At 58.2% G+C, this 23,203-nt stretch carries 17 protein-coding genes and 1 tRNA gene; 13 read left to right on the forward strand and 5 right to left on the reverse strand.

What is annotated here, in order from left to right; translation table 11 throughout:
* Window positions 1-26: 26 nt before the first annotated feature.
* Window positions 27-2,285 carry an ATP-binding protein gene (locus tag VFQ24_16830; GenBank protein ID HET9180022.1) on the reverse strand — a complete coding sequence of 753 codons (2,259 nt, stop codon included), beginning with the start codon at window positions 2,283-2,285 and terminating at the stop codon, window positions 27-29.
* Window positions 2,272-3,057: an endonuclease III domain-containing protein gene (locus VFQ24_16835; protein ID HET9180023.1), complete on the reverse strand. Its 786-nt coding sequence runs from the start codon at window positions 3,055-3,057 to the stop codon at window positions 2,272-2,274. Before VFQ24_16835 ends, VFQ24_16830 begins: the two co-directional genes overlap by 14 nt.
* Before the next feature lie 231 nt (window positions 3,058-3,288).
* Here VFQ24_16835 and pilB point away from each other — a divergent pair, with 231 nt between their 5' ends.
* The 7 genes from pilB (at window position 3,289) to VFQ24_16870 (ending at window position 13,567) form a co-directional block, all read left to right on the forward strand.
* Window positions 3,289-5,019 carry a type IV-A pilus assembly ATPase PilB gene (pilB, locus tag VFQ24_16840; GenBank protein HET9180024.1) on the forward strand — a complete coding sequence of 577 codons (1,731 nt, stop codon included), beginning with the start codon at window positions 3,289-3,291 and terminating at the stop codon, window positions 5,017-5,019.
* 50 nt (window positions 5,020-5,069) lie between these two features.
* The gene (locus VFQ24_16845) at window positions 5,070-6,200 is read left to right on the forward strand and encodes a type IV pilus twitching motility protein PilT (protein HET9180025.1); all 1,131 of its coding nucleotides are present in this window, start codon (window positions 5,070-5,072) and stop codon (window positions 6,198-6,200) included.
* A 71-nt stretch (window positions 6,201-6,271) separates the two neighbouring features.
* A complete protein-coding gene (locus VFQ24_16850) occupies window positions 6,272-7,483 on the forward strand; it encodes a type II secretion system F family protein (protein ID HET9180026.1) in 1,212 nt (403 codons plus the stop codon).
* Between the two features lie 518 nt (window positions 7,484-8,001).
* Entirely contained in the window at window positions 8,002-9,840 is a 1,839-nt protein-coding gene (locus VFQ24_16855) for a tetratricopeptide repeat protein (GenBank protein HET9180027.1), read from the forward strand.
* A 328-nt stretch (window positions 9,841-10,168) separates the two neighbouring features.
* Window positions 10,169-10,675, forward strand: coding sequence for a prepilin-type N-terminal cleavage/methylation domain-containing protein (locus tag VFQ24_16860; GenBank protein HET9180028.1), 507 nt, complete (start codon window positions 10,169-10,171; stop codon window positions 10,673-10,675).
* A gap of 170 nt (window positions 10,676-10,845) precedes the next feature.
* On the forward strand, window positions 10,846-12,879 hold the full coding sequence (locus tag VFQ24_16865) for a tetratricopeptide repeat protein (protein HET9180029.1): 2,034 nt from the start codon (window positions 10,846-10,848) through the stop codon (window positions 12,877-12,879).
* A complete protein-coding gene (locus tag VFQ24_16870; GenBank protein HET9180030.1) occupies window positions 12,854-13,567 on the forward strand; it encodes an outer membrane lipoprotein carrier protein LolA in 714 nt (237 codons plus the stop codon). Before VFQ24_16865 ends, VFQ24_16870 begins: the two co-directional genes overlap by 26 nt.
* Before the next feature lie 220 nt (window positions 13,568-13,787).
* On the opposite strand, the gene VFQ24_16875 is transcribed toward VFQ24_16870, so the two are convergent.
* Window positions 13,788-14,684, reverse strand: coding sequence for a Cof-type HAD-IIB family hydrolase (locus VFQ24_16875; GenBank protein ID HET9180031.1), 897 nt, complete (start codon window positions 14,682-14,684; stop codon window positions 13,788-13,790).
* A 66-nt stretch (window positions 14,685-14,750) separates the two neighbouring features.
* Between VFQ24_16875 and VFQ24_16880 the strand changes: the two genes are divergently transcribed.
* Window positions 14,751-14,826, forward strand: a tRNA-Ala gene (locus VFQ24_16880).
* Window positions 14,827-14,932: 106 nt separating this feature from the next.
* Window positions 14,933-15,241, forward strand: coding sequence for a zinc-ribbon domain-containing protein (locus VFQ24_16885; GenBank protein ID HET9180032.1), 309 nt, complete (start codon window positions 14,933-14,935; stop codon window positions 15,239-15,241).
* Between the two features lie 90 nt (window positions 15,242-15,331).
* Here the strand turns inward: VFQ24_16885 and VFQ24_16890 are convergent, their stop codons facing one another.
* Window positions 15,332-16,972, reverse strand: coding sequence for a S41 family peptidase (locus tag VFQ24_16890; GenBank protein HET9180033.1), 1,641 nt, complete (start codon window positions 16,970-16,972; stop codon window positions 15,332-15,334).
* Between the two features lie 446 nt (window positions 16,973-17,418).
* Between VFQ24_16890 and VFQ24_16895 the strand changes: the two genes are divergently transcribed.
* The gene (locus VFQ24_16895; GenBank protein HET9180034.1) at window positions 17,419-18,678 is read left to right on the forward strand and encodes an MFS transporter; all 1,260 of its coding nucleotides are present in this window, start codon (window positions 17,419-17,421) and stop codon (window positions 18,676-18,678) included.
* Between the two features lie 57 nt (window positions 18,679-18,735).
* On the opposite strand, the gene VFQ24_16900 is transcribed toward VFQ24_16895, so the two are convergent.
* Window positions 18,736-19,974, reverse strand: a complete 1,239-nt coding sequence (locus VFQ24_16900; GenBank protein ID HET9180035.1) for a metallophosphoesterase — start codon at window positions 19,972-19,974, stop codon at window positions 18,736-18,738.
* A gap of 232 nt (window positions 19,975-20,206) precedes the next feature.
* On the opposite strand from VFQ24_16900, the gene VFQ24_16905 reads away from it, so the two are divergent.
* From VFQ24_16905 to VFQ24_16915, 3 genes are read left to right on the forward strand one after another with little or no spacing between them, the layout of a single operon-like run.
* The gene (locus VFQ24_16905; protein HET9180036.1) at window positions 20,207-20,965 is read left to right on the forward strand and encodes an SDR family oxidoreductase; all 759 of its coding nucleotides are present in this window, start codon (window positions 20,207-20,209) and stop codon (window positions 20,963-20,965) included.
* A gap of 20 nt (window positions 20,966-20,985) precedes the next feature.
* A complete protein-coding gene (locus VFQ24_16910; GenBank protein ID HET9180037.1) occupies window positions 20,986-21,723 on the forward strand; it encodes a (Fe-S)-binding protein in 738 nt (245 codons plus the stop codon).
* Window positions 21,720-23,168 carry a LutB/LldF family L-lactate oxidation iron-sulfur protein gene (locus tag VFQ24_16915; GenBank protein HET9180038.1) on the forward strand — a complete coding sequence of 483 codons (1,449 nt, stop codon included), beginning with the start codon at window positions 21,720-21,722 and terminating at the stop codon, window positions 23,166-23,168. The genes VFQ24_16910 and VFQ24_16915 overlap by 4 nt, the downstream gene beginning before the upstream one ends.
* Window positions 23,169-23,203: the final 35 nt, after the last annotated feature.

A 23,203-nucleotide genomic window follows, 5' to 3' on the forward strand; every position in this document is an offset into this window, starting at 1 on the left:
TAAAACGCAAACCGCGCTATTGCCCTCTACGCCTGCTGCTGGGCGGACTGGGCCGTGGCGGCCGGCGCATGCTCGATGGGCAACTCGATTATAAACTTTGATCCAAGCGGGTGATTTTCCTCCACCCGGATGTTCCCTTTATGCTCCGTAATGATTCGGCTGGCGATAGCCAGGCCCAGGCCAGTGCCGCGCCGCTTGGTGGAGAAAAACGGGACAAACAACCTCTCTTTAGCTTCCTGGGAAATCCCGGGACCGCTGTCGGCTACCACCAGGACAACCGCGTCCCGTTCCGAATCGAGGAGCGTGCGCACCCAGATTTCCCTGACCGCGGAATGCTCCAGAGCTTCCGCGGCGTTGTCGATCAGATTGACCAGCACGCGCTTCATCTGGTCCGGATCGGCATGAATGGCTGGTAAGCTTTCCGCCAGTTCACACCGCAGGGCAATCCCATCCAGGCGGCCGTCAAACACCTGCACCGCCTTTGCCACGATGCCATTCAGTTCAGCGTAGACCGGCCGTGAAGCGGGAAAACGCGCGAAGTGCGAGAACTCGTCCACCAGGGTTTTCAGGGTCGCCACTTCGCGCTCGATCAGCGCAGAACTCTGCTCGACGGCCGTCACAAGATCGCTGCCCGCCGATTTGCGGTCCGCCCGGCCAATCCAGCGGCGAATGCGTTCTGCGGAGAGCTGGATCGGCGTGAGAGGGTTCTTGATTTCGTGGGCGATGCGCTGGGCCACTTCCTGCCACGCCGCGGCTTTCTGGGCCTGCAGAAGCTCGGTGAGATCTTCGAGCACCAGCAGTGATCCCACGGCACCGTGGCGGGCGCGAATGGACGAGAGCGTCAGGGCGACGAAGGCCCGTCGTCCGCCCAGGGTCACTTCCATCTGCCGGGTGACGACTCCCTGGCGCTGTGCGCGGCGAAACAGCCGTCCAACCTCCCGGGCTTCATCCGGCTCGAAAAGATCGATAATCCGGTGCGCGTTCCGAATGGCATCGTGCCCGAACATCCGCTCGGCGGTGGAGTTTTTCCGCATGATTCGTCCCTGGGGATCGAAAGAAACCACGGCCGTGGGGATATTTTCGAGAATGGTTTCCATGATGTTGCCGCGCTCTTCCAGTTCCTGGTTGACCTTCTGGATTTCCTGTGCGGCGCGTTCCAGCGCCAGACGGTTCTCCTTCAATTGCCGGGTCATATCATTGAATGACCGGATCAGGCTGCCCAATTCGTCGTCCGCGCGGGCGGGAATGCGATAGTCAAGGTTTCCACGGGATACCTCGTGGGTGGCGTCGGCAAGCGCCTGGATGGGCACGGTCACCTGTTTGGAGAAGAAGAGCGCAAACCAGGAAGCGACAAACAGGATGAGCACGGTCAGCAGCGAAAGAGACATGAGATAGACGCGCCGGACCGCCCTCCGCTGGTTGCTGAGCTGGTTATATTTGACCGCTTCGCTTTGGATCTGCGCGGCAATGCGGGCGATGTTCAGGGGCAGCCGCGTTATGGCAACCACCGCGCCTGACGCCCCGCCGCTGGCAAAATTCAGCGGTCTCACGGAAAGGAATATATCCTCGCCGTTGGACCTTTTCTGGAATGAGAGGCCCTTCGGAGGGAGATTTCTGAAGCTGTGCCGGGGCAACAGTTCACGGATGGCTTCTCCGTCCAATTTCATCGGACCGGCCGCTGCCAGCAGGGCGCCGTCCGGATTGAAAAACATAGCGGATTCCGAGCTCAGATCGGCAACTTCGCGCTGCAAAACGCGATTCAGCGCGGCGCGGCTGCCCATCGACGCAGCCTCCGCAAGCTGAGGGTCCGTGGTTAAGTGGACGGCCAGGTGGCGCGCGCGGTTTTCTGCCTGAATCGCAAGCTGACGGACCACTTCTGCCGCATCCGTCTGTACCACGTCAAACGGTATACCGAACCATTTGTCGATGCTTCGGTTGAGCAGCCCGTAGGAAAAGGCAAATAGAAAACATGCCGGCACCAGGGTCAAGGCCAGAAACGCCACCACCATCTTGGTCTTAAAACGCGACCCGAGTTTGTGGCTCCGCCTTTCGACATAAAGCTTCAGCAGGATGCGCAGCAGGATGAGGGCAAAGATCAGGAAGGCCAGGAAGATGATTGCCGAAACCACCACCAGCAAAATGGTTTGCGGGGCGCTTTTGGGGTGAATGAATGACAGGTTCAGCGAAGCCTGGCTCCAGCCAATGAACAAAAGGAACGGCACGACGATGAGCAGGAAGATCAGAAAGGCCCGCCGGGGAGGATTCGGGTTGCTATTGGACCCCATCGGCTTTTACGCGGACCTCCTTTCCTGCGTGAAGTTGAAGGCGCCTGCCGGCCCTGCGGAGGTTTGGCGGCAGGGCGCGCGGCGGATTTCCGTTGGCAGGCAGGTAAGGCTGAAGCGGGCAGCCCTGACACGCGGGCGCCTGCCGTTTGCAGTGCCGCTTTCCGGTCTCGACCAGCAGAGCGTGAAACTCATTAAAGAGCCTCTGATTCGGCGGCAGATTCCGGTGAAGAAACTGCTGTGCGGCAGAATACCCGTCCGCGTGAGAAATCAGGCGGTGCCGTGCCAGGACACGGCGGGTATAAGCATCAGCTACAAAAAACGGCAGCTTGCCAGCATAGAGCAGAACCGCGTCCGCAGTCTCTGGTCCCATGCCGCGAAGGGCCAGCAACTGGGCGCGAGTCACGCCCGGAGGTTGACGAAACAGGGCGTCGAGCGATCCATGGTGTACCGCATCCAGCCAGGCAACAAAAGTGCGGATGGTGCGGGCTTTCTGCCGGAAATACCCCGCCGGCCGGACACACGCTTCGACTCTGGACGGATGGGCCTGCCGCAATCCAGACCATCTCAGCAACCCGGCGTCGCGTAGCCTGGAAATGGCGTGGGCAGCATTCTGCCAGGCGGTGTTCTGGGTGAGGATGGCGCCGAGGATGACCTCCAGGCGGGTGCGTGCCGGCCACCAACCCTGGGGACCGAACTGCCGAAGGAGTTCTTCGTAGTACGTTTCCAGCACTTCACCCGGCTCAACTCCAAACGGCTGAGCCGCGCGTTGCATAGGTTTGAAGTTAATACGGCGCTGTCGATAAAGTCAAGTTCAGCCCCGGATTACCGATGAAAAATAAGGGCCTTCGTGGAAGTCCGCGCGCCGCTCCTACCACCAGCCGCGCGGTGAGTTCGGACTGGTACGACTCGGCGAATTTGGCCATAGATTCTGACGATCAAGTAGAAGGTAACCATGGGAACGCAACCGGCAGCCGACGCTTCTGAAAACCAGCGTGGATTTGGCATGTCCGGGAAATTAGGCGAACTCCTGATTCGCGAGAGCCTGATTACCCAGGACCACCTCAAGCAGGCGCTGGAACATCAGAAGAACCACGGTGGCCGTCTGGGCAGCAGTCTCGTAAAACTGGGATTTTTAACCTCCGACCAGATCACCAGTGTCCTCTCGCGGCAGTACGGCATCCCCTCCATCAATCTGGATTATTTTGAGGCCGAGCCAAGCGTCACCCGGCTGGTCCCGATGGAGACCGCCGTTAAATATCAGGTGGTGCCTATCAGCAGGGTAGGGTCATCCCTGACTCTGGCGATGGCTGATCCTGCCAACGTCTATGCCATGGACGACATCAAGTTCATGACGGGCCTCAATATCGAGCCGGTGGTGGCTTCGGAGTTGTCGATCACAGAAGCCATTAAAAAGAATTACGGCTCCATCGAGGAACAGGACAGGAAGAAGGAATTCGAAGACCTGGTCAGCTTTATTCATGAAGGGGAGACCGACAGCGTGGAGGTGGAGGCCGAGAATGAATCTACGCTGAACCTGGCGGCGCTCGAAAAAGCCGCGGAAGAAGCCCCGGTCATCCGGCTGGTCAATTATCTTCTGACAGACGCCGTCGAGCGCGGAGCCAGCGATATTCACCTGGAGCCCTACGAGAAGGAATACCGGGTCCGCTACCGGATTGACGGCGTGTTGCAGAACGTTATGCAGCCACCCTTCAAGCTGCGAGACGCCATCATCAGCCGTATCAAAATCATGGCCAAACTCGATATTTCTGAAAAGCGGCTGCCCCAGGATGGCCGCATCATGGTCCGGATGGTCCATAACAACCGCAGGAAACAGCTCGATTTTCGCGTTTCGGTGCTCCCAACCCTCCACGGCGAAAAGATTGTCATGCGGCTGCTGGACAAGGAGAACCTGCGCCTGGATATGGCTCGACTGGGATTTGAAAAGGAGTCGCTGGAAAAGTTTCAGCGGGCCATCTTTAAGCCCTATGGCATGGTGCTGGTGACGGGACCCACCGGCAGCGGCAAAACCAACACGCTCTATTCTTCCATCGCCCAGCTCAATAAGCCTGATATAAACATCATGACCGCCGAGGACCCGGTGGAATTCCAGTTGCCGGGTATCAACCAGGTCCAGATGAAAGAGCAGATTGGGCTTAATTTTGCGGCGGCGCTGCGCTCATTCCTTCGCCAGGATCCCAACATCATCATGGTGGGAGAAATTCGGGATTTTGAAACGGCCGAAATCGCCATCAAAGCGGCGCTGACCGGCCATCTGGTGCTGTCTACGCTGCACACGAATGACGCGCCCTCCACGATCTCGCGGCTGATGAACATGGGAATCGAACCCTTTCTCGTGGCCACCTCGGTGCACCTGATTTGCGCCCAGCGTCTGACCCGCCGCATCTGCCAGCAATGTAAAACCGAGGAAAAAGTCCGCCATCAGGTCCTGGTGGATGCTGGGTTCGCGCCGGAGGAGGTCATGACCCTCAAGGTTTACCGCGGAGAGGGCTGCCAGGCGTGCAACAACAGAGGGTTCAAAGGCCGGGTGGGACTTTACGAAGTCCTCGAAGTCACCGACGAATTGCGCGAGATGGTTCTGGCGGGGGCTTCGGCGCTTGACCTCAGAAAAAAAGCCGTTGAACAGGGAATGACTACGCTGCGGCGAAGCGGCCTGTTCAAGGTTGCTGAAGGAATCACCACGCTGGAAGAGGTGATCCGCGAAACCGTGCTCTGAATCGAAAGGCCGTCAGTGCGCCAGGCCAATTTGCCAGGCAGGGAGGCTGGATGTCCACGTCGATACCGCCGCTGAGTGATTTGCTCCGCCTCATGGTGGATTCTGGAGGGTCGGACCTGCACATCACCACCAACACGCCGCCGCGGATTCGCGTGCATGGCGAACTGAAGCCGTGCGAAGACCTGCCAGCGCTGGGCCCCGCCGACAGCAAGCAGCTCTGTTACAGCATTCTGACGGACGCCCAGAAGCACCGGTTTGAGGAAAGCCTGGAGCTCGATTTTTCCTTCGGCATCAAGAATGTTGCGCGGTTCAGGGGCAACCTGTTTCACCAGCGCGGCGCCGTGGCTGGCGTGTTCCGCGTGATTCCTTTTGAGATCAAGACATTCGAGCAGCTTGGACTGCCCGCAATCCTGCGCAAATTGTGCGAAAAACCGCGCGGGCTGGTCCTGGTGACCGGGCCGACGGGAAGCGGGAAATCCACCACCCTGGCAACGATGCTGGATCTGATCAATTCCACCCGCCATGAGCACATGATTACCATTGAGGACCCGATTGAGTTCATACATCCCCACAAGAAGTGCCTGGTGAACCAGCGCGAGGTGAATTCGGACACGCATTCTTTTGCGAATTCCCTGCGCGCGGCGCTGCGCGAAGACCCGGACGTGGTGCTCATTGGCGAACTGCGCGACCTGGAAACCATCGAGTCCGCTCTGCGGATTGCTGAGACGGGCCACCTGACTTTCGGCACCTTGCACACGAATTCGGCCGCTTCCACAATTAACCGCATCATTGATGTTTTCCCGGCGCACCAGCAGGCGCAGATTCGCGCACAACTTTCCATGGTGATGGAGGGCATCGTCTGCCAGTCACTGCTGCCGCGCAGTGATGGGAAAGGGCGTGTGATGGCGATGGAAATCCTGGTTCCAAACGCCGCCATCCGCAATCTGGTTCGTGAAGACAAGATTCACCAGATTTATTCCACCATGCAGACCGGCCAGGAGCGCTATGGCATGCAAACGTTTAATCAGTCGCTTTACACGCTTTACCAGCAAAAGCTGATTGACCTGGAAACAGCCCTGGGCCGGTCAAGCAATAAGGAAGAGCTGCAGGACATGATCAACCGCGGAGCATCAGCCGGGCCGGCCCGCAGCCTTGTGCAGGGCTCGCCCGTGCGTAGATAGCGCTGGGCAGGCTGGCCTGGCCGCAGGGCATCAAGGGGAACAAGGCGCGCCCCGAACGGAGGTAGCGGGCAATGTCCCAATTCGAGTTTCGAGGAACGTCGCGAACCGGAGAAACCATCACAGGAATCCGCTCCGCGCCCAGCCGCGCGGCACTGGATTCTGCCTTGCGGCGCGAATCGATTACCCCTCTCAAGATTGTAGAGAAAGGGCGCGAAATCGCCATTCCCAAGTTCAAGTGGGGCGAAAAAGTTAAAGCCAAGGAGCTGGCCGTGTTCACCCGCCAGTTTTCCGTGATGATCGACGCCGGGCTCCCGCTGGTGCAGTGTCTCGAAATTCTTTCCTCGCAGCAGGAGAACAAGGCCTTCGCTCGGATGCTGGCCGGTGTCCGCGGGTCGCTGGAAGCGGGATCTTCGCTGGCCAACGCCTTGCGGCAGCATCCCAAGGGCTTTGATGATCTTTACACCAACATGGTGGAAGCCGGTGAGAGCGGCGGCATCCTAGACACAATCCTGCAACGCCTGTCCACGTATATCGAGAAGGCTGTCAAGCTGAAGCGGTCCGTGCAGTCGGCCATGATCTATCCTGTGGCCGTTGTGGTGATTGCCGCCGGTGTCGTTGCATTACTACTGTGGAAGGTGGTGCCCATCTTCACCACCCTTTTTGCGGGCTTAGGTGTCGCCCTGCCGCTTCCCACCCGGATCGTAATCGCTCTAAGCCATTTTGTGGCGAGCTTTGGTCCCATTCTCCTCGGCCTGCTTGTTCTCGTCGGGCTGGGTATCCGGTGGTATTACCGCACGCCTTCGGGGCGGATGGTAATTGATGCTCTCATTCTGAAAATTCCTGTGCTGGGCCCGGTGATGCGCAAAATTGCCGTGGCGAGGTTCTCGCGAACGCTCGGGACGCTGATTACCAGCGGCGTCCCCATGCTCGAGTCGATGGACATTACGGCCCGAACTTCGGGAAATGCCGTGGTGGAAAAGGCGATCGCGCAGGTCCGCAGAGCCATCGAGGGAGGTCAGACCATCGTCGATCCGCTCCGCGAGACCGGCGTCTTTCCTAACATGGTGGTCCAGATGATTGGCGTAGGCGAGCAAACCGGCTCACTGGACGCCATGCTTCAGAAAGTGGCCGATTTCTATGAGGACGAGGTGGACGCTGCGGTGGGCGACCTTCTGACCGCCCTCGAACCCATCATCATTCTCCTCCTGGGAGTGGTTGTGGGAGGGGTGGTGATTTCCATGTATATGCCATTGTTCTCACTCATCGGCAAGCTGGCGGGGTAACTCTCCAATGCGGGCATCTCCGCTATGATGAGCATTGACGAAGCAAGCGGATCTTTTTGGAGGGGTAAACGAACATACGCAGATTGAGCGTCTATGCGGCAAGAGTTGTGGTCTGGTAAGAGCTCAATCCCTATAATGCGCTTTTCACCTGCTAAGTATGAAATTCACAGGTGAATTCCATAGCTGGCTTTCCTGGGTCATAAAGATTTGCGCTATCATCACTCTTTTCTTTGTCATCGCCTATGCCATCGAACGTTTTCGCCAAGACCAGAAGCTTCCATTCAATTGACGATCCGGGCGGGTGTGTCATTTTTTGGTACAGTGTGAGCCTGTCTTCCTGAGTTATGCTGGATCAGATTTACTACTCTGATGATACAGTTAAGCTCCGTGATTTAAACAGTTTATTTTGATTTTATAACGCTTTACTTGAAAATACGGAGCCCCGTTGCCGATGAGACGTGGGTCGTTTCGCCACGACCTTAATCCGCAGGCGTCTGAATGCCGCTAGAATGTTTGCAATGACAGATCGTGCGCTCCAGGGAACCACCACGAACAACCAGGCTTCCGCTCATCTTCGGCGGACAACGTCATGGATTTCGGAATGCTGGGTCTTGCTCAGCCTGATTCTACTGGCCGTCTTCCTCGTCTACAGCAACACGCTGCGGTTTGACTTTGTTTACGACGATCGCGGCCAGATTCTGGCCAACGTGCAGGTCCACGCCTGGCGCTACGCTCCTCATTTTTTTCTTGAAAGGGTCTGGAGCTTTGCTTATCCGGGACTTCAGGGCAACTACTACCGCCCCATGTTTCTGCTGTTCCTGCTTCTCAACTACAAGATCTTCGGCCCCTTCGCGGCCGGCTGGCACCTGGTGAGCGTCATCGCGCATGCAGGGGTTACGTACTTGGTCTACGTGCTGGCACGGCGGCTGACGGGCGATCAGCCCACAGCCCTGATTGCCGCCCTGATCTTTGGAATTGATCCGGTGCACATTGAATCGGTGGCCTGGATTTCAGGCGTTACCGATCCGCTGCTTGCTCTGTTCCTGCTGCCGGCATTTCTCTGCTATCTCAACGCGCGAGAAGGGATGGCGCATCGCCGATCCTGGCTGGTGATCTCGCTGGCGCTCTATAGCCTTGCCATGCTGTCCAAGGAAACGGCGTTGATTCTGCCGATTATCATTTTTGCGTATGAATGGCTCTGGCGCCGACCCGTTGGACATAACTGGTTCCGGTCAGCTTTCGCGCGTGCACGGACTGCCGCTGTTCGAATCGTGCCTTTCGTGTTGCTCACGTTTGTGTATCTTGTCGTTCGCTGGCAGGTACTCGAGGGGTTAGGGCACATGATGGTTCCGCTCAGTGTCTCAACCATCATCTATACCTGGCCGCACCTGATGCTGTTTTACTTGCGTCACCTTGTCTGGCCGTTCGGCCTGAGCGTCTTTTACAACGTGCCCTACGTCGAGACGCCTGCTCTCGTGCCTTTTGTCCTGCCACTGGCCGGGCTTGTGGCCGTAGGATTCCTGGTCTCGATTGCGGTACGCAGGCTGGGCAGGACCTCGCCGCCAGACGGCCGCCTGGCAGTCTTCTGCTGCGCGTGGATTCTGATTCCGTTTATTCCCTTGCTGGACCTTTCGGTATTGCCGGTTGGTGAAATCGCGCATGACCGCTATCTTTACCTGCCGTCAATCGGTCTTTCCATTCTGCTGGCCATGGCCCTGCGGCGCATTCGCATTGGAAAGCTGAAGATGTTCGGGTTTCCTGCACTTCAAATCGCTGCCGTACTGCTGCTGGCGCTCGTGCTTGGGACGGCAACGGCCATCGAGGACCGCTACTGGGCGAATGATATGACTCTTTATGCCCGCGGGGTCGAGCGCACCCCGCAAAACAAGCTTGCCAGGACCAATCTGGGCAACGCCATGGGCGAGCAGGGACGCTACACCCAGGCGCTTGCTCTCTACCGGGAAGTGCTGGCACGCGATCCGCAGTTCTGGCTGGCGATTTATAACACCGCGTATACGTATTACCGGATGGGTAAGCTGCCGGAAGCTGAGGAATTTTTCAAGCGGGCAATCGCAGTGAACGGCGTTGACAGCGACGAGTATTTTTACCTGGGGCTTACATGGTTGAAGCTCGGCGATGTTGACAACGCCGAAAAGGCGGTGCGGCATGCACTCAAGCTGCAGCCGGGCGGACTGGCCTACCACTTCGCGATGGGAATGATTCTGAAGCTGAAGGGCGACATTCCCGGCGCGTTGACCGAATTCAACGAGGAGCTGAAGAATTTTCCGGGTGAAACGGGCGCGGAACAGCAGGTCGAGGCGATCAGAACCATCCGGGGCCAAGCTGATAAGAATTAGCGCGGGTAAGCCGATGCCGTAGGATCGCGGTGCTGTAAGTTGCTGACGCAAAATCTCTTTTCATGGAATCCAGAGCTTCCACCGGGCGATGATTGAGGCGGCCAGCGAAGGTTTTTTGTCCCCGGGATTCGACAGAAACGGTAGCGGGCCGGTTTCTGCCAGTTCCGTATCAGAGCACGCCAGTCGGTGGTATTATTACACCTTGAATTTTCATGGGCCGAGGGGGTTATAAAGGATTGGTTAGCTTCAGCCGATGTGGAACCTGAGATGGACGAGGCAGTCGGCCTTGCCAGATCGGACGATTCAGGTAGGTTTAAAGGAGGAATGAATGGGGACAGATTCCAAAGGGTTTTCACTGATTGAACTGCTGATCGTCGTAGCGATCATCCTGATTATCGCTGCGATCGCGATCCCGAACCTGCTGCGCTCGAGGATTGCTGCCAACCAGGCGTCGGCGGTTGGATCGTTGAGAACTTACAGTACGGCCGAAGTCACCTATGCTTCGACTTATACCAGCGGCTACAGCGCAACTCTGGGTGACCTGGGCCCGCCGGCGGCAGGCAGCATGCCCACATCCACGGCTGCCGCGCTCGTGGACAGTGTGCTTTCGGGAGGCTCGGCAACGGCCATGGGAGCAGTGAAGAGCGGCTACAGCTTTACCTATTCGCCGGGACCGGTTGTTGGCGGACGGATTGACACCTATGAATTTTGGGCAGATCCGGTGACACGCGGAACCACCGGCCAAAATTCTTATTACACGGACCAGTCCGGCGTCATTCGCCAGAACTCGAACAACACTCAGGCAAGTTCGGCGGATTCGCCCCTCGCGAACTGATCTGCAGTCGCGTCGGGATTGGGTGTAACTCCGGCAACTCCGCGGGGGGACCTTGGGGGTTCCCCCATTTTCTTCTTGTGATCTTCCATCCTGTGTTGATGCCTCGAACAGCCAGTTCCTCAGAACAGGACCATGAAATCAGAGGGCGCGGTGTTTATCGTGTGTTTCGAGTGATTCGGACCAGAAGGGGGAGGACTTCGTTTGGCAGGAAGGACGGTCCGGAATCTCCCGCCACGGCCGTGTGTGCCGGAAGCAGGCGTGAAACCGGGGAATTCGACGCCTTCCTGATCGCAGCGCTCATTCTCTGTGCGGCGCTTCCTTACCTCAATACCCTGCTCAACGGGTTTGTCTATGACGACAACCGGCAGGTGCTCGACAATCCTTACCTGAAGAATTTCCATTTCCTTCCGCAGATGTTTGGCACCACGGTTTGGTCGTTTGTGGGCACGCAGGGCGTCTCCAACTACTATCGCCCCATGATGACCTTCGGGTATGCGGTGTGCTACCACCTGTTTGGTCCCCTGGCCTACGGCTTCCACCTGGTGAATGTCTTGCTGCACGCAGGTGTCGTCCTGCTCGTATTTTTGGTGGCAAGCAGACTGTTTAAGGACAGGGCGATTGCGTTTGTGGCCGCCTGTCTCTTTGCTGTTCACCCCATCCACACTGAAGCCGTTGCCTGGGTGGCGGCGGTCACCAGCCTTGAAGTCACGTTTTTCTTCCTGCTGACTTTCTGGCTGTTTCTCAGTATGGCGCGCCCGAACGGCGAGATTTCCCCGTGGATGAAGCTGGCTGCAGTAGTGAGTTTTGCGCTGACGATTTTTTCCAAGGAACAGGCCCTGGTTTTTCCCCTGCTGGCCATGATCTATGAGCATTTCTTTCGCGATGACCGCGCTCAAACCAGCTTTTGGCAGAAGGCGCGCCGGTATGGGGAGTTCTGGCTGATGGATGTGGCGTACGTGCTGTTCAGGGTAGAGCACCTGGGAGCCTTCGCGCCACAGGTCCAATTATCGCGCCTGGGCTGGCGCCCCAGCGTTCTGTCGGCGCTGGCGCTGGTGGGACAGTATCTCGAAAAAATTCTGTGGCCGGTCCAACTCTGCGCCTACTACGTCTTCCATAAGAGAACCTCAGTGTTCGATGCGGGGGTGCTGGCAGGCATCGCAGCGCTCGCTGCCTGCCTGATGATTTTTGTCCTGCTGTTCCGGCGAAATCGGGCAGCCTCGTTTGGATTTGTCTGGTTCTTTTTGACTTTGGCTCCGGTGCTCGACATCCGTTATCTGGCAGGGAACGTTTTCGCGGAACGATATCTCTACCTGCCGTCGGTGGGTTTCTGCTGGCTGACGGGATGGGCCGGTGTAAAGCTGTGGAAGTCGCTGTCCGCGCGGCGCCGCGCCTGGAGATATGCCCTGCTGGCAACCTCCTGCGCGATAGGTCTGCTGATGGCGATTCGGGTGGTCGCTCGCAACCGCGACTGGCGCAGTGACGAGGCACTTTACAGCCAGACGCTGAAGGTCTCGCCCAGAGCCACCAACATCCGCGAAAACCTGGGCGTGGTGGCGTGGAATCACGGGAGGATTGACGAGGCAGAAAAGGAATGGAGCATCGCGCTGAAGCTGAATCCTGACTCTCCGATCACACTCACTAATCTTGGCCTGGTTTCTGCCAAGAGAAAACAGTACGGGCAGGCGGAGCATTATTTCCGCGAAGCGATGCTGCGCAAGCCGGAGTATACCGATCCGCACCTCAATCTCGGCAGCATGATGATGGACCTGGGCCGGTTTGAGGGGGCAGAACGGCAGCTACGGGCCGCGGCCGCGCTTTCACCCCTGGTTCCAGATTGCCATAATGAGCTCGGGAAGTTGTATCTTAAAGAAGGGCGCCTCGCCGAAGCGGAGGGACAGTTTTTGCAATCGGTGCGGGCGGCGCCGAACTTTGAAGGCTATGACGGCCTTGGCGACGCTGATCTGCAGCAGGAGGATCTGAAGCGGGCCGCGCGAGCATTTGCGGCGGCAGCGGAGATCAACCCGTATGATAGCCGCGCTCATTTCGGACTGGCGCGGATCGCATCCCTTGAGGGTCACCGGAAAGTGGCGCTGGCGGAATATGCGCGAGGGTTTGAAACGGACCCAAACAATCCCGAGGCAAAAATCGCCGCCGAAGTTTTAAGGGCAAATGGAAATTATGAACCAGAAAATTCAGAACCATAGCCTGCGGGGCGGGTTCCAGTTCCTGGCGGGTGTGTGCGCGGCTTTTATAGCGATGACATTACTCCCTTGTTGCCTGGCGGGCCAAGTCTCGGACGCCAGCCTGCCGCTCGATAAATTCATCACCGAGGTGCAGACCAGCTATCGTGAAGTGGAGGCCATCCGGGCCGACTTCACTCAGACCTATGACACGGGCGGCGCCGCCCGGGTGGAATCCGGGACGGTGGTTTTTGCGCGCGGCGGCCGCATGCGATGGGATTATCGCGAGCCGGAGAAGAAGGTCTTTCTCTCCAATAAAAAGGAGGTCCTGCTCTACTTGCCCGCCGAGGGCCAGCTTAACCGCTCGTCGGTTAAGCAGAGCGAGGACTTTCGCGTTCCGTTTCGCCTGCTGCTTTCCCGGCTCGACCTGAGGAAGGTGTTCTCCAGGTTTGAAGACGCCGACAACCAGTTTCAGCACCCACCCGGAGACCGAGTGATCATCGGGTATCCTAAGAATGCGGATAAGATGGGTTACAAACACGTTGTCATGGAATTTGATCCGCAGATGGACATTCGACGGCTCGAAATTGTCTACACCAACAGCACCGAGATGAAATTCAGCTTCAGCCACATTGACCGGAATCCCACGCTGACGGCTGCCATGTTCGAGCTGACCCCACCGGCGGGAACCCAAATCATCAACCACGAGTGATCCGTCGCGGCATCGAGGCGCTCGTATTGAGCCCTTCGACTTTATCCATGAGTGTATTGGAATCCGCGACTTAATGAGGATTGTATAATCGAGTGACGGACTTCCGTACCGCCGGTCCCGCCAGGCGGGACCGGCCCTGAAAAGTGCCGCCGGGACGGCGGCGCTACAAACGAGCTTGTCACCATATTTTGCAATCCTCAGTAAGGAGGCGGGCGGAACGCTACATCCCGCGGCGTCCATTCAGGGCAAGAGAGTGAATCGCGGCGGCCACGCCGTCTTCGTCGTTGGACTGCGTGATGTGCCACCCATCGTCTGCGAGGCCGGGGCAGCAATTGCCCATGACCACCGGGCAGCCGGCCAGTTGAAGCATCTCGAGGTCATTGTAGTTGTCGCCGATGGCCATCACTTCGCTTGCCTCGCAATCCATCTGTTCCAGCAGCCACTTGAGGCCGCTGGCCTTGGAGCAGCCCCGGTTCATAACATCCAGCAGGGAGATGTCCCGTTCGAAATACTTGGTCCAGGTCAAATGGACGTGCCGTCCGGCGTCAGAGGCGCGAAGCAGATGCTCCAGAGGTTCCAGAAACGCCGGTGCGCCGCCGAACATGATCTGTATGGGATCCTCGGGCAGCGCGGCGGAAAGGTCCATCACTTGCATCAGGTACTCGCGCGCCGTTTGCTGATACCAGCGAAGAGGACCGTCGGGGGACGCGTTCTGCTGCATCATCACCTGCCCGCGGCTGGGCTGGTCAAAAATTACCACGGCATAAGGCCGAAAGTCGAGGGCGGCTTCGAGCACCTGAACGGCAATCCTCTGGGGCAGGAAATTGTGGTGAAGCAGCTCGCCACCGAGCGACCGGACGACGGCGCCGTTGGAACTGACCAGAGTGACCGGGCAGGGAAGCGATTCGAGCTTCGGCCGGGCCGAGTGGTATCTGCGTCCTGTGATGATCACAATCCGGATGCCGCGCTCCGAGGCCTCGGCCAGGGCCTGGCGATTGGCCGGCGAAATTTCGGAATTGTTGTTCAGCAGGGTTCCATCAAGGTCAACTGCGATCAGGCGAATGGGCATCCTGCTTGAATTGTAGCATGATCGGCCCACTCGGACGCTGGCCGGCATTGGGCGTGTTCCCAAATTGTCAGGCTGGAATCGAGCGTGCTATATTAGCCAGGTTACAGCCAAAATGGGCGCGTAGCTCAGTTGGGAGAGCGCGGCGTTCGCAACGCTGAGGTCGAGGGTTCGAATCCCTTCGCGTCCACCAGCCCTTCATCCAGTAATTGGTTCAACCACCGCGACTACGCCCGTCGCAGCTCAAGTTCGAGCTGCCTTTTGCCGATAGGGACGCTGTCAGCCACGGAGGGCCCCTCATGCGATGTGCGAAGTGCGGCGAGGAAAACCCGGAGACGAACCAGTTCTGTTCACGCTGTCACCATCCTGTGCATTTCACCTGCCCGTCGTGCAAACGGGTCCAGGGCCATGGCGGGCAGTGCGACCAGTGCGGCCTGGATTTCGCGAAGTACGCAACAATGCTGATGTTCCAGGGGAAGGCGGCGGTGGAGCAGGAACGGCGGCGCAGGAATGGCCGGAGTGAGGTTCTGCGGCAGATCGTCCTTTTGCCGATTACTGGGGGGTGGTCGCTCCTCAAATACCTGAGGCAATCGAAGGATGCCGGCTGAAGGAAAAGCCGATCTGCACAGATTTATTCCGGCCGAAAGACGATACAAATTTGCCGGCGTTCGGCCGAAGGAGCGAAGCCGAGTAATGTCTTATTTGCTTTCGGTGGCGGCCATGTACTTCTGGGCATTTTCCAGAAGCTGTTGCGCCTGCGGCAGGTGCGCGGCGGCGCTGTCCACCAGCGGATCGTTTTCCAGCTTGATCCGGTCGGCAACGTTCGTGCCGTAGATGTCCTCAATCAGCTTCTCCCGGATCTGCAGCTTAATAAAAGCCATGTTGGCCTGCAAATCGGCGTCCGAGACTGGAATCTGCTGGTCCGTCAGGAACTTCTTAAATTCTGCCATGTCTGCGTCCGACACCTGGAAGTTTTCCGGGATCGTTTTGTGAACTCCCAGATATTTTTGAGCAAAGCTGAAGAACGCCCCGTTCTGCACCAGCGTGCGCTCAACATCGTTCAGCTTGTCGGGTTCCACCTTGACGTCCGGGGTGATTCCTCCGCCGCCGTAAACCTTTCGGCCGCCGTCGGTTACCTTCATGTCCGTATGGGGTTCTGGAGTAGTCCCGGGGTGGTAGTAATAATCGTACAGCGACACGGCGTCATAGTCCCGCTGGATCAGGCGGCCGCTCGGCGTGTAGTATCGGGCCGTGGTCAGCGCCAGGCCTGTCTCGTCGCTCAACGGGTAAACCGTCTGAACGAGGCCTTTGCCGAAGCTGGTCTCGCCCATTACCAGAGCGCGATCATGGTCCTGCAGGGCGCCCGTCACAATTTCAGCCGCGCTTGCCGTCATCCGGTTGATGAGGATAACAATGGGATACTGGTTGCCCCGGTCACCATGGGTTGCATAATACATCTTTTTGGGCGAAGACCGTCCGTAGTGATAGACGATCAACTGCCCCTTCTTCAGGAAATGGTCGGAAACTTCGACGGCCTCCTGCAGAAGCCCGCCCGGATTTCCGCGCAGGTCAAGCACCAGGCCTTCCATATGTTCAGAGTCCAGCTTTTTCAGCGCCTGAGAAAGTTCTGTATTGGTGGTTTCATTAAAGCGCGAAATGTGGATGTATCCCACCCGAGGTTTTACCATGAAGACATCATCCACGCTGGGCTGCGTAATCTCGCCCCGCGTAATCGTGAACTCGAGGGGCTTGGCGGCCCCTTCGCGCTGGACAGCGACGTGCACGACGGTGCCTCGCGGACCCTTCAGCAGCTTGGCCACCTTGTCGGTCTGACCCAAAAGCGAATCGTCAAGACCGGCGGCGGTTTTTCCGTTGACTTCCTGGATAACATCGCCGGGGCGGAGTCCGGCTTTGAACGCCGGCGAGCCGGGAATGGGTGCAACCACATAAGTTACCAACTTGCCCATCTTGCTCGGCCGTGACTGGATGCTCATGCCAACCCCGAAATATCTTCCTTCCTGGTCTTCGCGCAGCATGGCAAAGGCGCGCGGATCGAAAAAGTTGGAGTGGGGGTCCAGTGTCCGCAACATTCCGGGAATGGCTCCCAGAAAATTACTGTTTGTCGGGCCGTAAATGGCGTCATTAGGGTCCACGGGGCTGGCGTAATTTTCCTGGATTGTGTCGTAGACGCTCGTAAACTCCCGCAGGCTGGACTGAAAGGAGGAGTCGTTGTCGTTAGCCGTGGTGGCTTCAACTTGCGGGCCGTACAACCCACCGAGCATGGCGCACACGAACAGTGTAGCGAAGATAAACCATCCCGCACGTCGGCTTTGCTTCATCCTATTGCAGCTCCTTTGCCCTGCTCTTGGAATTATAGCACGCCCTACCGATGGCCTGAAGTTCCCTAACAGGGTCAGTTTCGGGACCTGGCAGAACGCTTTCCTCCGGCCTTGCGGTACGTTTAAGTGAGGGTGGACCGAGGGCAAGAACGGCCTGACGGGCAGGCGGCGCCAAGGCATGCCAGTGTGCCGATCGCCTGTTTCCCGCGAGGGGGGCTGTCGTCATCTCCTGCTCCCCTTCCGACCCACACAGTTCACCTGCGCAGGCGGCAACGGTGTACCCTTCCCAACCGCAGTTGGAGGCGGTATTTGACAGCCACGAGAGATTCCTAGTATTTTGACCGCCCGGGTCTTTATCCGGCTATAACCTGGAGTGGCAGAATCGCCAGGCTGCTGCTCGGAAGGGCTTTGCGGGACCTTCTCGTTTCGAGAAACCACCATCGCGAATGTCGGCTCAGTCTTTAACAGATCGTCGCAAACCTCAAGGCATGTTCTTCAGCGGCTCGCACTGGCATACCGTCCTGGCGTGCTTCCTGGGCTGGATGCTCGATGCCTTCGACTTCTTTGTCGTGGTGTTTATGGTCGGAACGCTGGCGGAGAGTTTCCGTGTGTCCAAGGCGGACATCATTCTGACTCTTACCGTTACGCTGGCCACCCGGCCTGCCGGGGCCTTCATATTCGGCATACTTGCGGACCGCTATGGCCGCCGATTGTCGCTGATGGCGAATGTTCTTTTTTATTCAGTGGTGGAAGTGCTATGCGGTTTCGCCCCTTCCTTCACCGTGTTTATTCTCCTGCGGGCCCTCTACGGACTTGGCATGGGTGGGGAATGGGGCATCGGCGCCTCGCTGGCTATGGAAAGCGTTCCGAGGCGCTGGCGCGGAATTCTCTCCGGGGTTCTTCAAAGCGGCTATCCGGTTGGATATCTGCTGGCGGCGGTAGCAGCGCGGTTCGTTTTACCGATTTGGGGTTGGCGGGCCATGTTTTTTCTGGGAGCAGCGCCCGCGCTGCTGGCCCTTTACATCCGGGCTGGCGTTCCGGAATCCAAGGCCTGGCTTACGCATCGCGAGCCAGACGTCCGGGCGATTTTTCGGACCGTGGGCCGGCACTGGAAAAGCTTTCTTTACCTCGTGCTGATGATGACCATGATGATGTTCCTTTCGCACGGCACGCAGGACCTCTATCCTGATTTCCTCAAAACCGCCCATAACATCAAAGCGAGCACTGTCTCTGACCTGGCCGTTCTCTACAATATTGGGGCCATCGTCGGTTCCATCCTTTTTGGTTACCTTTCCGAGCGCGTCGGCCGCAGGCGCAGCATGCTGGGAGCTTTCGGCCTGGCGCTCGTCGTGGTGCCGTTCTGGGCGTTCGGCGGCTCGATAGGGGTTTTGGCGGCCGGAGCCTTCCTGATGCAGATGGGGGTGCAGGGCGCCTGGGGGATCATCCCAGCACATCTTAACGAGTTGTCTCCCGATTCGGTCAGGGGTCTCCTTCCGGGACTGTCGTACCACATGGGGATCCTGATCGCCGCACCGACCAATACGATCGAATACGCCCTGCGCGATCATGTCGGCTATGCCTGGGCCATGGCTGGATTTGAAATAGCCGTCATTGTGATCGGCGGAATCGTCATCGCCTTTGGACGCGAGCAGAAGGGCAAAGACTTCCTGGCGCCAGCCAAGCCCGCAGTTGAGGAATCTGGATGAGCAGGGGATGAGAAACACGAGTCGCCGGGACCGCTGGTCTACGCATCGGCGGACGGCTCACGCCCGCTCAAGCTCAAACAATGTGATTTCCGGTGGGGCATCGAAACGGATGGGCACGGCGATCGTCCCGATGCCGCGGTTGACGTAGAGTTGGCCGCCGGGCTTCTGGAAATGGCCTTTGACGTAGGGTGTCATCAGGCGCGCGATCGAAAGGTCAGGACTGAGGAAATCAAGAGAAATCTGGCCGCCGTGGGTGTGGCCTGACAGGCTCAGGTCAATTCCCAGTTCAGCGGCCCGATCAAAAGTGTTGGGATTGTGGCTCAGCAGGATGTTGACCTGACCGGGTTGCATGAGCCGGTCCACACCCTCCAGGTAGCGCCGCACGTGATGTTCGCCAAGATATCCTCTGCGCCGGCGGTTTTCATAATCCACGCCGATCAGGTTCAGGCTTTCCTTACCGACCTCAATGGGCGCGCTCTCATAACGCAGGATCCTGACGTGGTGCTCGGCAAAGAGCCTGGTGATTGACGCTTCCGTGTGCGTCATGATCTCGTGATTGCCAAGGCAACCATAAATGCCCAGAGGCGCCTTTAGGCCGGTCAGTGAATCGACGGCGGCTCCCTGCGTGTCCGGGTCCCAGGTAACGTAATCGCCGGTCAGCACGATCAGGTCAGGTTTCAGCGCGTTGGTCATATCAACCACACGGCGAATGTCCGAGGACGGCATGAAAGGCCCAATGTGTATGTCCGAAAGCTGTGCGATGCGGAAACCGTGGAATTCTCTCGGAAGCCGGGAGAGCTTTAAGCGAACAAATGATTTCTCAAACTTGACGCGGCCGAATAGAAATCCATAACCTGCGCCCGCCAGAGGCAACGCTCCGGCTGCAATCGCGGTGTTGGAAAGAAACTTTCGCCGTGCCAGTGAGAATGAAGGGTCGGGACCTGTCTCGAAATTGGACTTTGGCCTGAGCCCCTGAGCGCGGTCCCAGAGGAAGTTCGTCAGCACGAAGGGCAAGGCCAGGATGAATCCAGCCACCGATCCGAAAGCCCACCATTGTACCGGGGCCTGCAGAAGCGCGATTTTCAGGGTGAGGCTGGTGGCGGCCACGGAGCGAGCCGATAGGAAGTTGTAGGCCAGCAGAAAGACATACACGCCCAGCCCGATTGCGCCAATCCAGCGCCGCAGGGTCTTGCCAGGGATGAGTTTTGCACCGAGCTTGCCGATCACGATGATCCAGAAAATCTGGCTGGCGAAGAAGAAGAAAACAAAGACCAGAAAAAACGCCTGTCGACCCATGGCACCCCGCACTCAAACTATCTTAAGGATGTTTGTTCCTGCGCCAAATTGTCAAGGGCCGATGGTTCTACCCCATGCTGGCTGCTTGACTTCAATACAAAATTCTCGTACGGTTGAGCACTTCTGGTCAATTCGCTGAGTCAGTCGCCCGTTCAGTGCGCGCGGGCACGTTGCGGCGCCGGGCTTTGGAACGTTTTCAGCAGGGAGAGGCGCGCGATAGAATGGAGTAATCATGAGAGCCAAAGACAAGGTCGCCATCGTAACGGGCGGCGGCTCCGGCATCGGCCGCGCGACGGCGGAACTTCTCGCGGAAGAAGGTGCAAAGGTCCTCGTCGCCGACGTTGATCCCAAAGGCGGCAATGAAACGGTCAGCGCCATTCGCGAAAACGGAGATACCGGCCACTTCGTCCAGGCCGATATTTCCCAGGAACCGGATGCGAAGAAGATTTCAGACGAAGCCGTAAAGGTGTATGGCGGGATCGACATCCTGGTGAACAACGCCGCGACGTTTGTTCTGAAGGGTTTCGAAGCCTCCGTCGAAGACTGGCAGCATTCACTCGGCGTCAACGTCATCGGGACAGCGCTGGTCACAAAGTATGCCGTTGAGCATATGAAGAAGAAGGGTGGCGCCATCGTCATTCTCGGCTCGATCTCCAGCTTTCTGGCCCAGCCCGATTTCTTCGCTTACAGCGCCACAAAAGCCGCCGTGGTGCAGCTATGCCGCAACATGGCCATGGATCTGGGTCCGTATAAGATTCGCGTCAACGCCGTCTGTCCGGGCTCGATCATTACAGCGGCATCCTACCGGCACATGGAAAAGGTGGGCATGACGCTTGAAGAATTTGACGCCCAGGAAGGCGCCAAGACGTTTGTGGGCAGGGCCGGCAAGCCTCGCGAAGTGGCTGCCGCCATTCTGTTCCTGGCCTCAGACGAGGCAAGTTACATCACCGGCAGTCACCTGATGGTGGATGGAGGCTATTCTGCGCAATAGGCGCAGGATGATGGTTCCGGATGGCAAATAATTCCCCCAAGGTTGCACTTTTTATCACCTGTCTGGGTGACCAGTTCTATCCGCAGGTTGGCGAGTCCGTTGTAAGAATTTTGCGGCGAGTTGGGGCCACAGTCACTTTCAACCCTCAGCAGACCTGCTGCGGGCAACCAGCCTTCAACACGGGCTACCGCGAGGAAGCGCGCGAGGTTGCCGCCCGCAATCTCGACCTTTTTGACGACGCCGATTACATTGTGGCGCCGTCAGGGTCGTGCTCCACGATGTTCCGGGTGTTTTATCCGGAACTGTTTGCCGAAAAACCCGAACTGCTGCAGAAGGTCGAAAGGCTGCGGCAACGCTTTTACGAGTTCTCGGAATTTCTGGTGAAAGTGATGAAGACGGAAGACCTGGGCGCCAGTTTCCCGCATCGGGTCGCCTACCATGATTCCTGCCACCTGCTGCGCGAGCTGGGGATTGAGACAGAACCACGCAAGCTGATCAAGGCAGTTAAACGATTGGAACTCGTTGAACTGCAGGACAACAAGGTTTGCTGTGGCTTTGGCGGCACCTTCGCCGTAAAGTTTCCCGATGTGTCTGTAGCAATGGCGCGGGACAAGCTTCGCGCGGCTGCCGATGCCGGCGCGGAATTTCTGGTGGCGAACGATGCCGGCTGCCTGATGCATCTTGCGGGGTACATCCATCGGGAGAAACTGCCGGTCCAAACACTGCACCTGGCGGAGTTACTGGAAAAACACGAATGAGCGAAACGGGAGTTCACAGCTCGGCCATCCACGAACGGGCACAGAAGGCGATGGGTGACGCCCATCTTCAGGAGGCTTACCGTTCCTCTACGCTTCGGCTTTACTCGCATCGCATGGGTGCGATTGGCCAGGTGCCGGGCTTTGAGCCGCTGCGCGAACGCGCCCGCGAGTTGAAGCGAGAGGTGATGAACCACCTGGACTATTACCTCGCGCAGTTTGCCGACAGCGTGGAACGAGAGGGAGGCAAGGTCCACTGGGCGCGCACCGCGGAAGATGCCTGCGCCATCGTCAAGGAGATTGTCCGGAACGCTGGCGCCAATGAAGTTGTCAAAGGCAAGAGCATGGTGGGCGAAGAGATTGAACTGAACCATGCCCTCGAGGCTGCCGGCATCGACGCCATTGAAACTGACCTGGGCGAAATGATAGTGCAGCTTTCCGGCGAGAGACCTGCGCACATCGTCGCCCCTGCCATCCATAAAACCCGCCACGACGTCTCGGACCTTTTTGTTGAAAAGCTCCACTCCACGCGGACCGAAGACCCGGAGCAACTTACCGCCATCGCGCGGAAAACCTTGCGGGAAATATTCGCCCGGGCCGAAGTGGGCATGAGCGGCGCCAATTTTGCCGTGGCGGAGACGGGCAGCGTCGTTACGATTGAAAACGAGGGCAACATCCGCCTCTGTACCACGGCTCCGCGGGTCCACGTGGCGCTGGTCGGCATTGAAAAGATCATTCCCCGGTTTTCGGACCTGGGCGTCTTTTTGCGGCTGCTGGGGCGTTCGGCCACCGGCCAGAAGCTGACTTCCTACACCTCCATACTCACCGGGCCGCGCCGCCCAGGTGAAGACGGTCCGGATGAGATGCACGTTGTCCTGATTGACAACGGCCGCACCGGAGCGCTGGCCGACGAGAAGATGCGCGAGGCCCTTTACTGTATCCGCTGTGGCGCCTGCCTTAACACGTGCCCGGTTTATCGAAAAATCGGCGGGCACGCCTACGGATGGGTTTACAGCGGCCCCATCGGCGCTCTCATCACACCGCAGTTTGTCGGCCTCAACCAGGCCCGTGAACTGCCTTTTGCTTCTTCGCTGTGTGGGGCGTGCCGGGAAGTCTGCCCAGTCAAAATCAATATTCCGGACCTGCTGCTTCACCTGCGCGGCGAGGCCCAGGAACGGACTCCTGCGACACCCCATGCGGGGGAAGTTGTTTCAGAACGAAAAGGCATGCGTCTGTGGGCCTGGGCGATGAAGCGCCCCTGGGTGTTCTCTCTGGGTGGCGCTGCGGTCCGGCTCGGAATTCGCTGGCTTCCCTCGTCCGGCGGACAGGGTTCGAAGTGGATTACGCGGCTCCCATTCTACCCCTTTTCAAACTGGACGAAGGGACGCGACTTCCCGGAGCCCGACCCCGTGCCTTTCCGCGAGCGATGGAAAAAGCTTTCCAGCTAGGCTGGACTCCTCAAGCCTTCCTGGCAATTCAGACG

This window comes from Terriglobia bacterium (genome assembly GCA_035712365.1).
Classification (GTDB): domain Bacteria; phylum Acidobacteriota; class Terriglobia; order UBA7540; family UBA7540; genus SCRD01.

Bases quoted from the DNA above. Each gene is read 5' to 3' on its own strand.
- VFQ24_16850 (HET9180026.1), top strand. From the start codon at position 6,272: ATGTCCCAATTCGAGTTTCGAGGAACGTCGCGAACCGGAGAAACCATC.
- VFQ24_16860 (HET9180028.1), top strand. From the start codon at position 10,169: ATGGGGACAGATTCCAAAGGGTTTTCACTGATTGAACTGCTGATCGTC.
- VFQ24_16915 (HET9180038.1), top strand. From the start codon at position 21,720: ATGAGCGAAACGGGAGTTCACAGCTCGGCCATCCACGAACGGGCACAG.
- VFQ24_16905 (HET9180036.1), top strand. From the start codon at position 20,207: ATGAGAGCCAAAGACAAGGTCGCCATCGTAACGGGCGGCGGCTCCGGC.
- VFQ24_16885 (HET9180032.1), top strand. From the start codon at position 14,933: ATGCGATGTGCGAAGTGCGGCGAGGAAAACCCGGAGACGAACCAGTTC.
- VFQ24_16835 (HET9180023.1), bottom strand. From the start codon at position 3,057: ATGCAACGCGCGGCTCAGCCGTTTGGAGTTGAGCCGGGTGAAGTGCTG.
- VFQ24_16855 (HET9180027.1), top strand. From the start codon at position 8,002: ATGACAGATCGTGCGCTCCAGGGAACCACCACGAACAACCAGGCTTCC.
- VFQ24_16870 (HET9180030.1), top strand. From the start codon at position 12,854: ATGAACCAGAAAATTCAGAACCATAGCCTGCGGGGCGGGTTCCAGTTC.
- VFQ24_16895 (HET9180034.1), top strand. From the start codon at position 17,419: ATGTCGGCTCAGTCTTTAACAGATCGTCGCAAACCTCAAGGCATGTTC.
- VFQ24_16875 (HET9180031.1), bottom strand. From the start codon at position 14,684: ATGCCGGCCAGCGTCCGAGTGGGCCGATCATGCTACAATTCAAGCAGG.
- VFQ24_16845 (HET9180025.1), top strand. From the start codon at position 5,070: ATGTCCACGTCGATACCGCCGCTGAGTGATTTGCTCCGCCTCATGGTG.
- VFQ24_16910 (HET9180037.1), top strand. From the start codon at position 20,986: ATGGCAAATAATTCCCCCAAGGTTGCACTTTTTATCACCTGTCTGGGT.
- VFQ24_16830 (HET9180022.1), bottom strand. From the start codon at position 2,285: ATGGGGTCCAATAGCAACCCGAATCCTCCCCGGCGGGCCTTTCTGATC.
- VFQ24_16900 (HET9180035.1), bottom strand. From the start codon at position 19,974: ATGGGTCGACAGGCGTTTTTTCTGGTCTTTGTTTTCTTCTTCTTCGCC.
- VFQ24_16890 (HET9180033.1), bottom strand. From the start codon at position 16,972: ATGAAGCAAAGCCGACGTGCGGGATGGTTTATCTTCGCTACACTGTTC.
- pilB (HET9180024.1), top strand. From the start codon at position 3,289: ATGTCCGGGAAATTAGGCGAACTCCTGATTCGCGAGAGCCTGATTACC.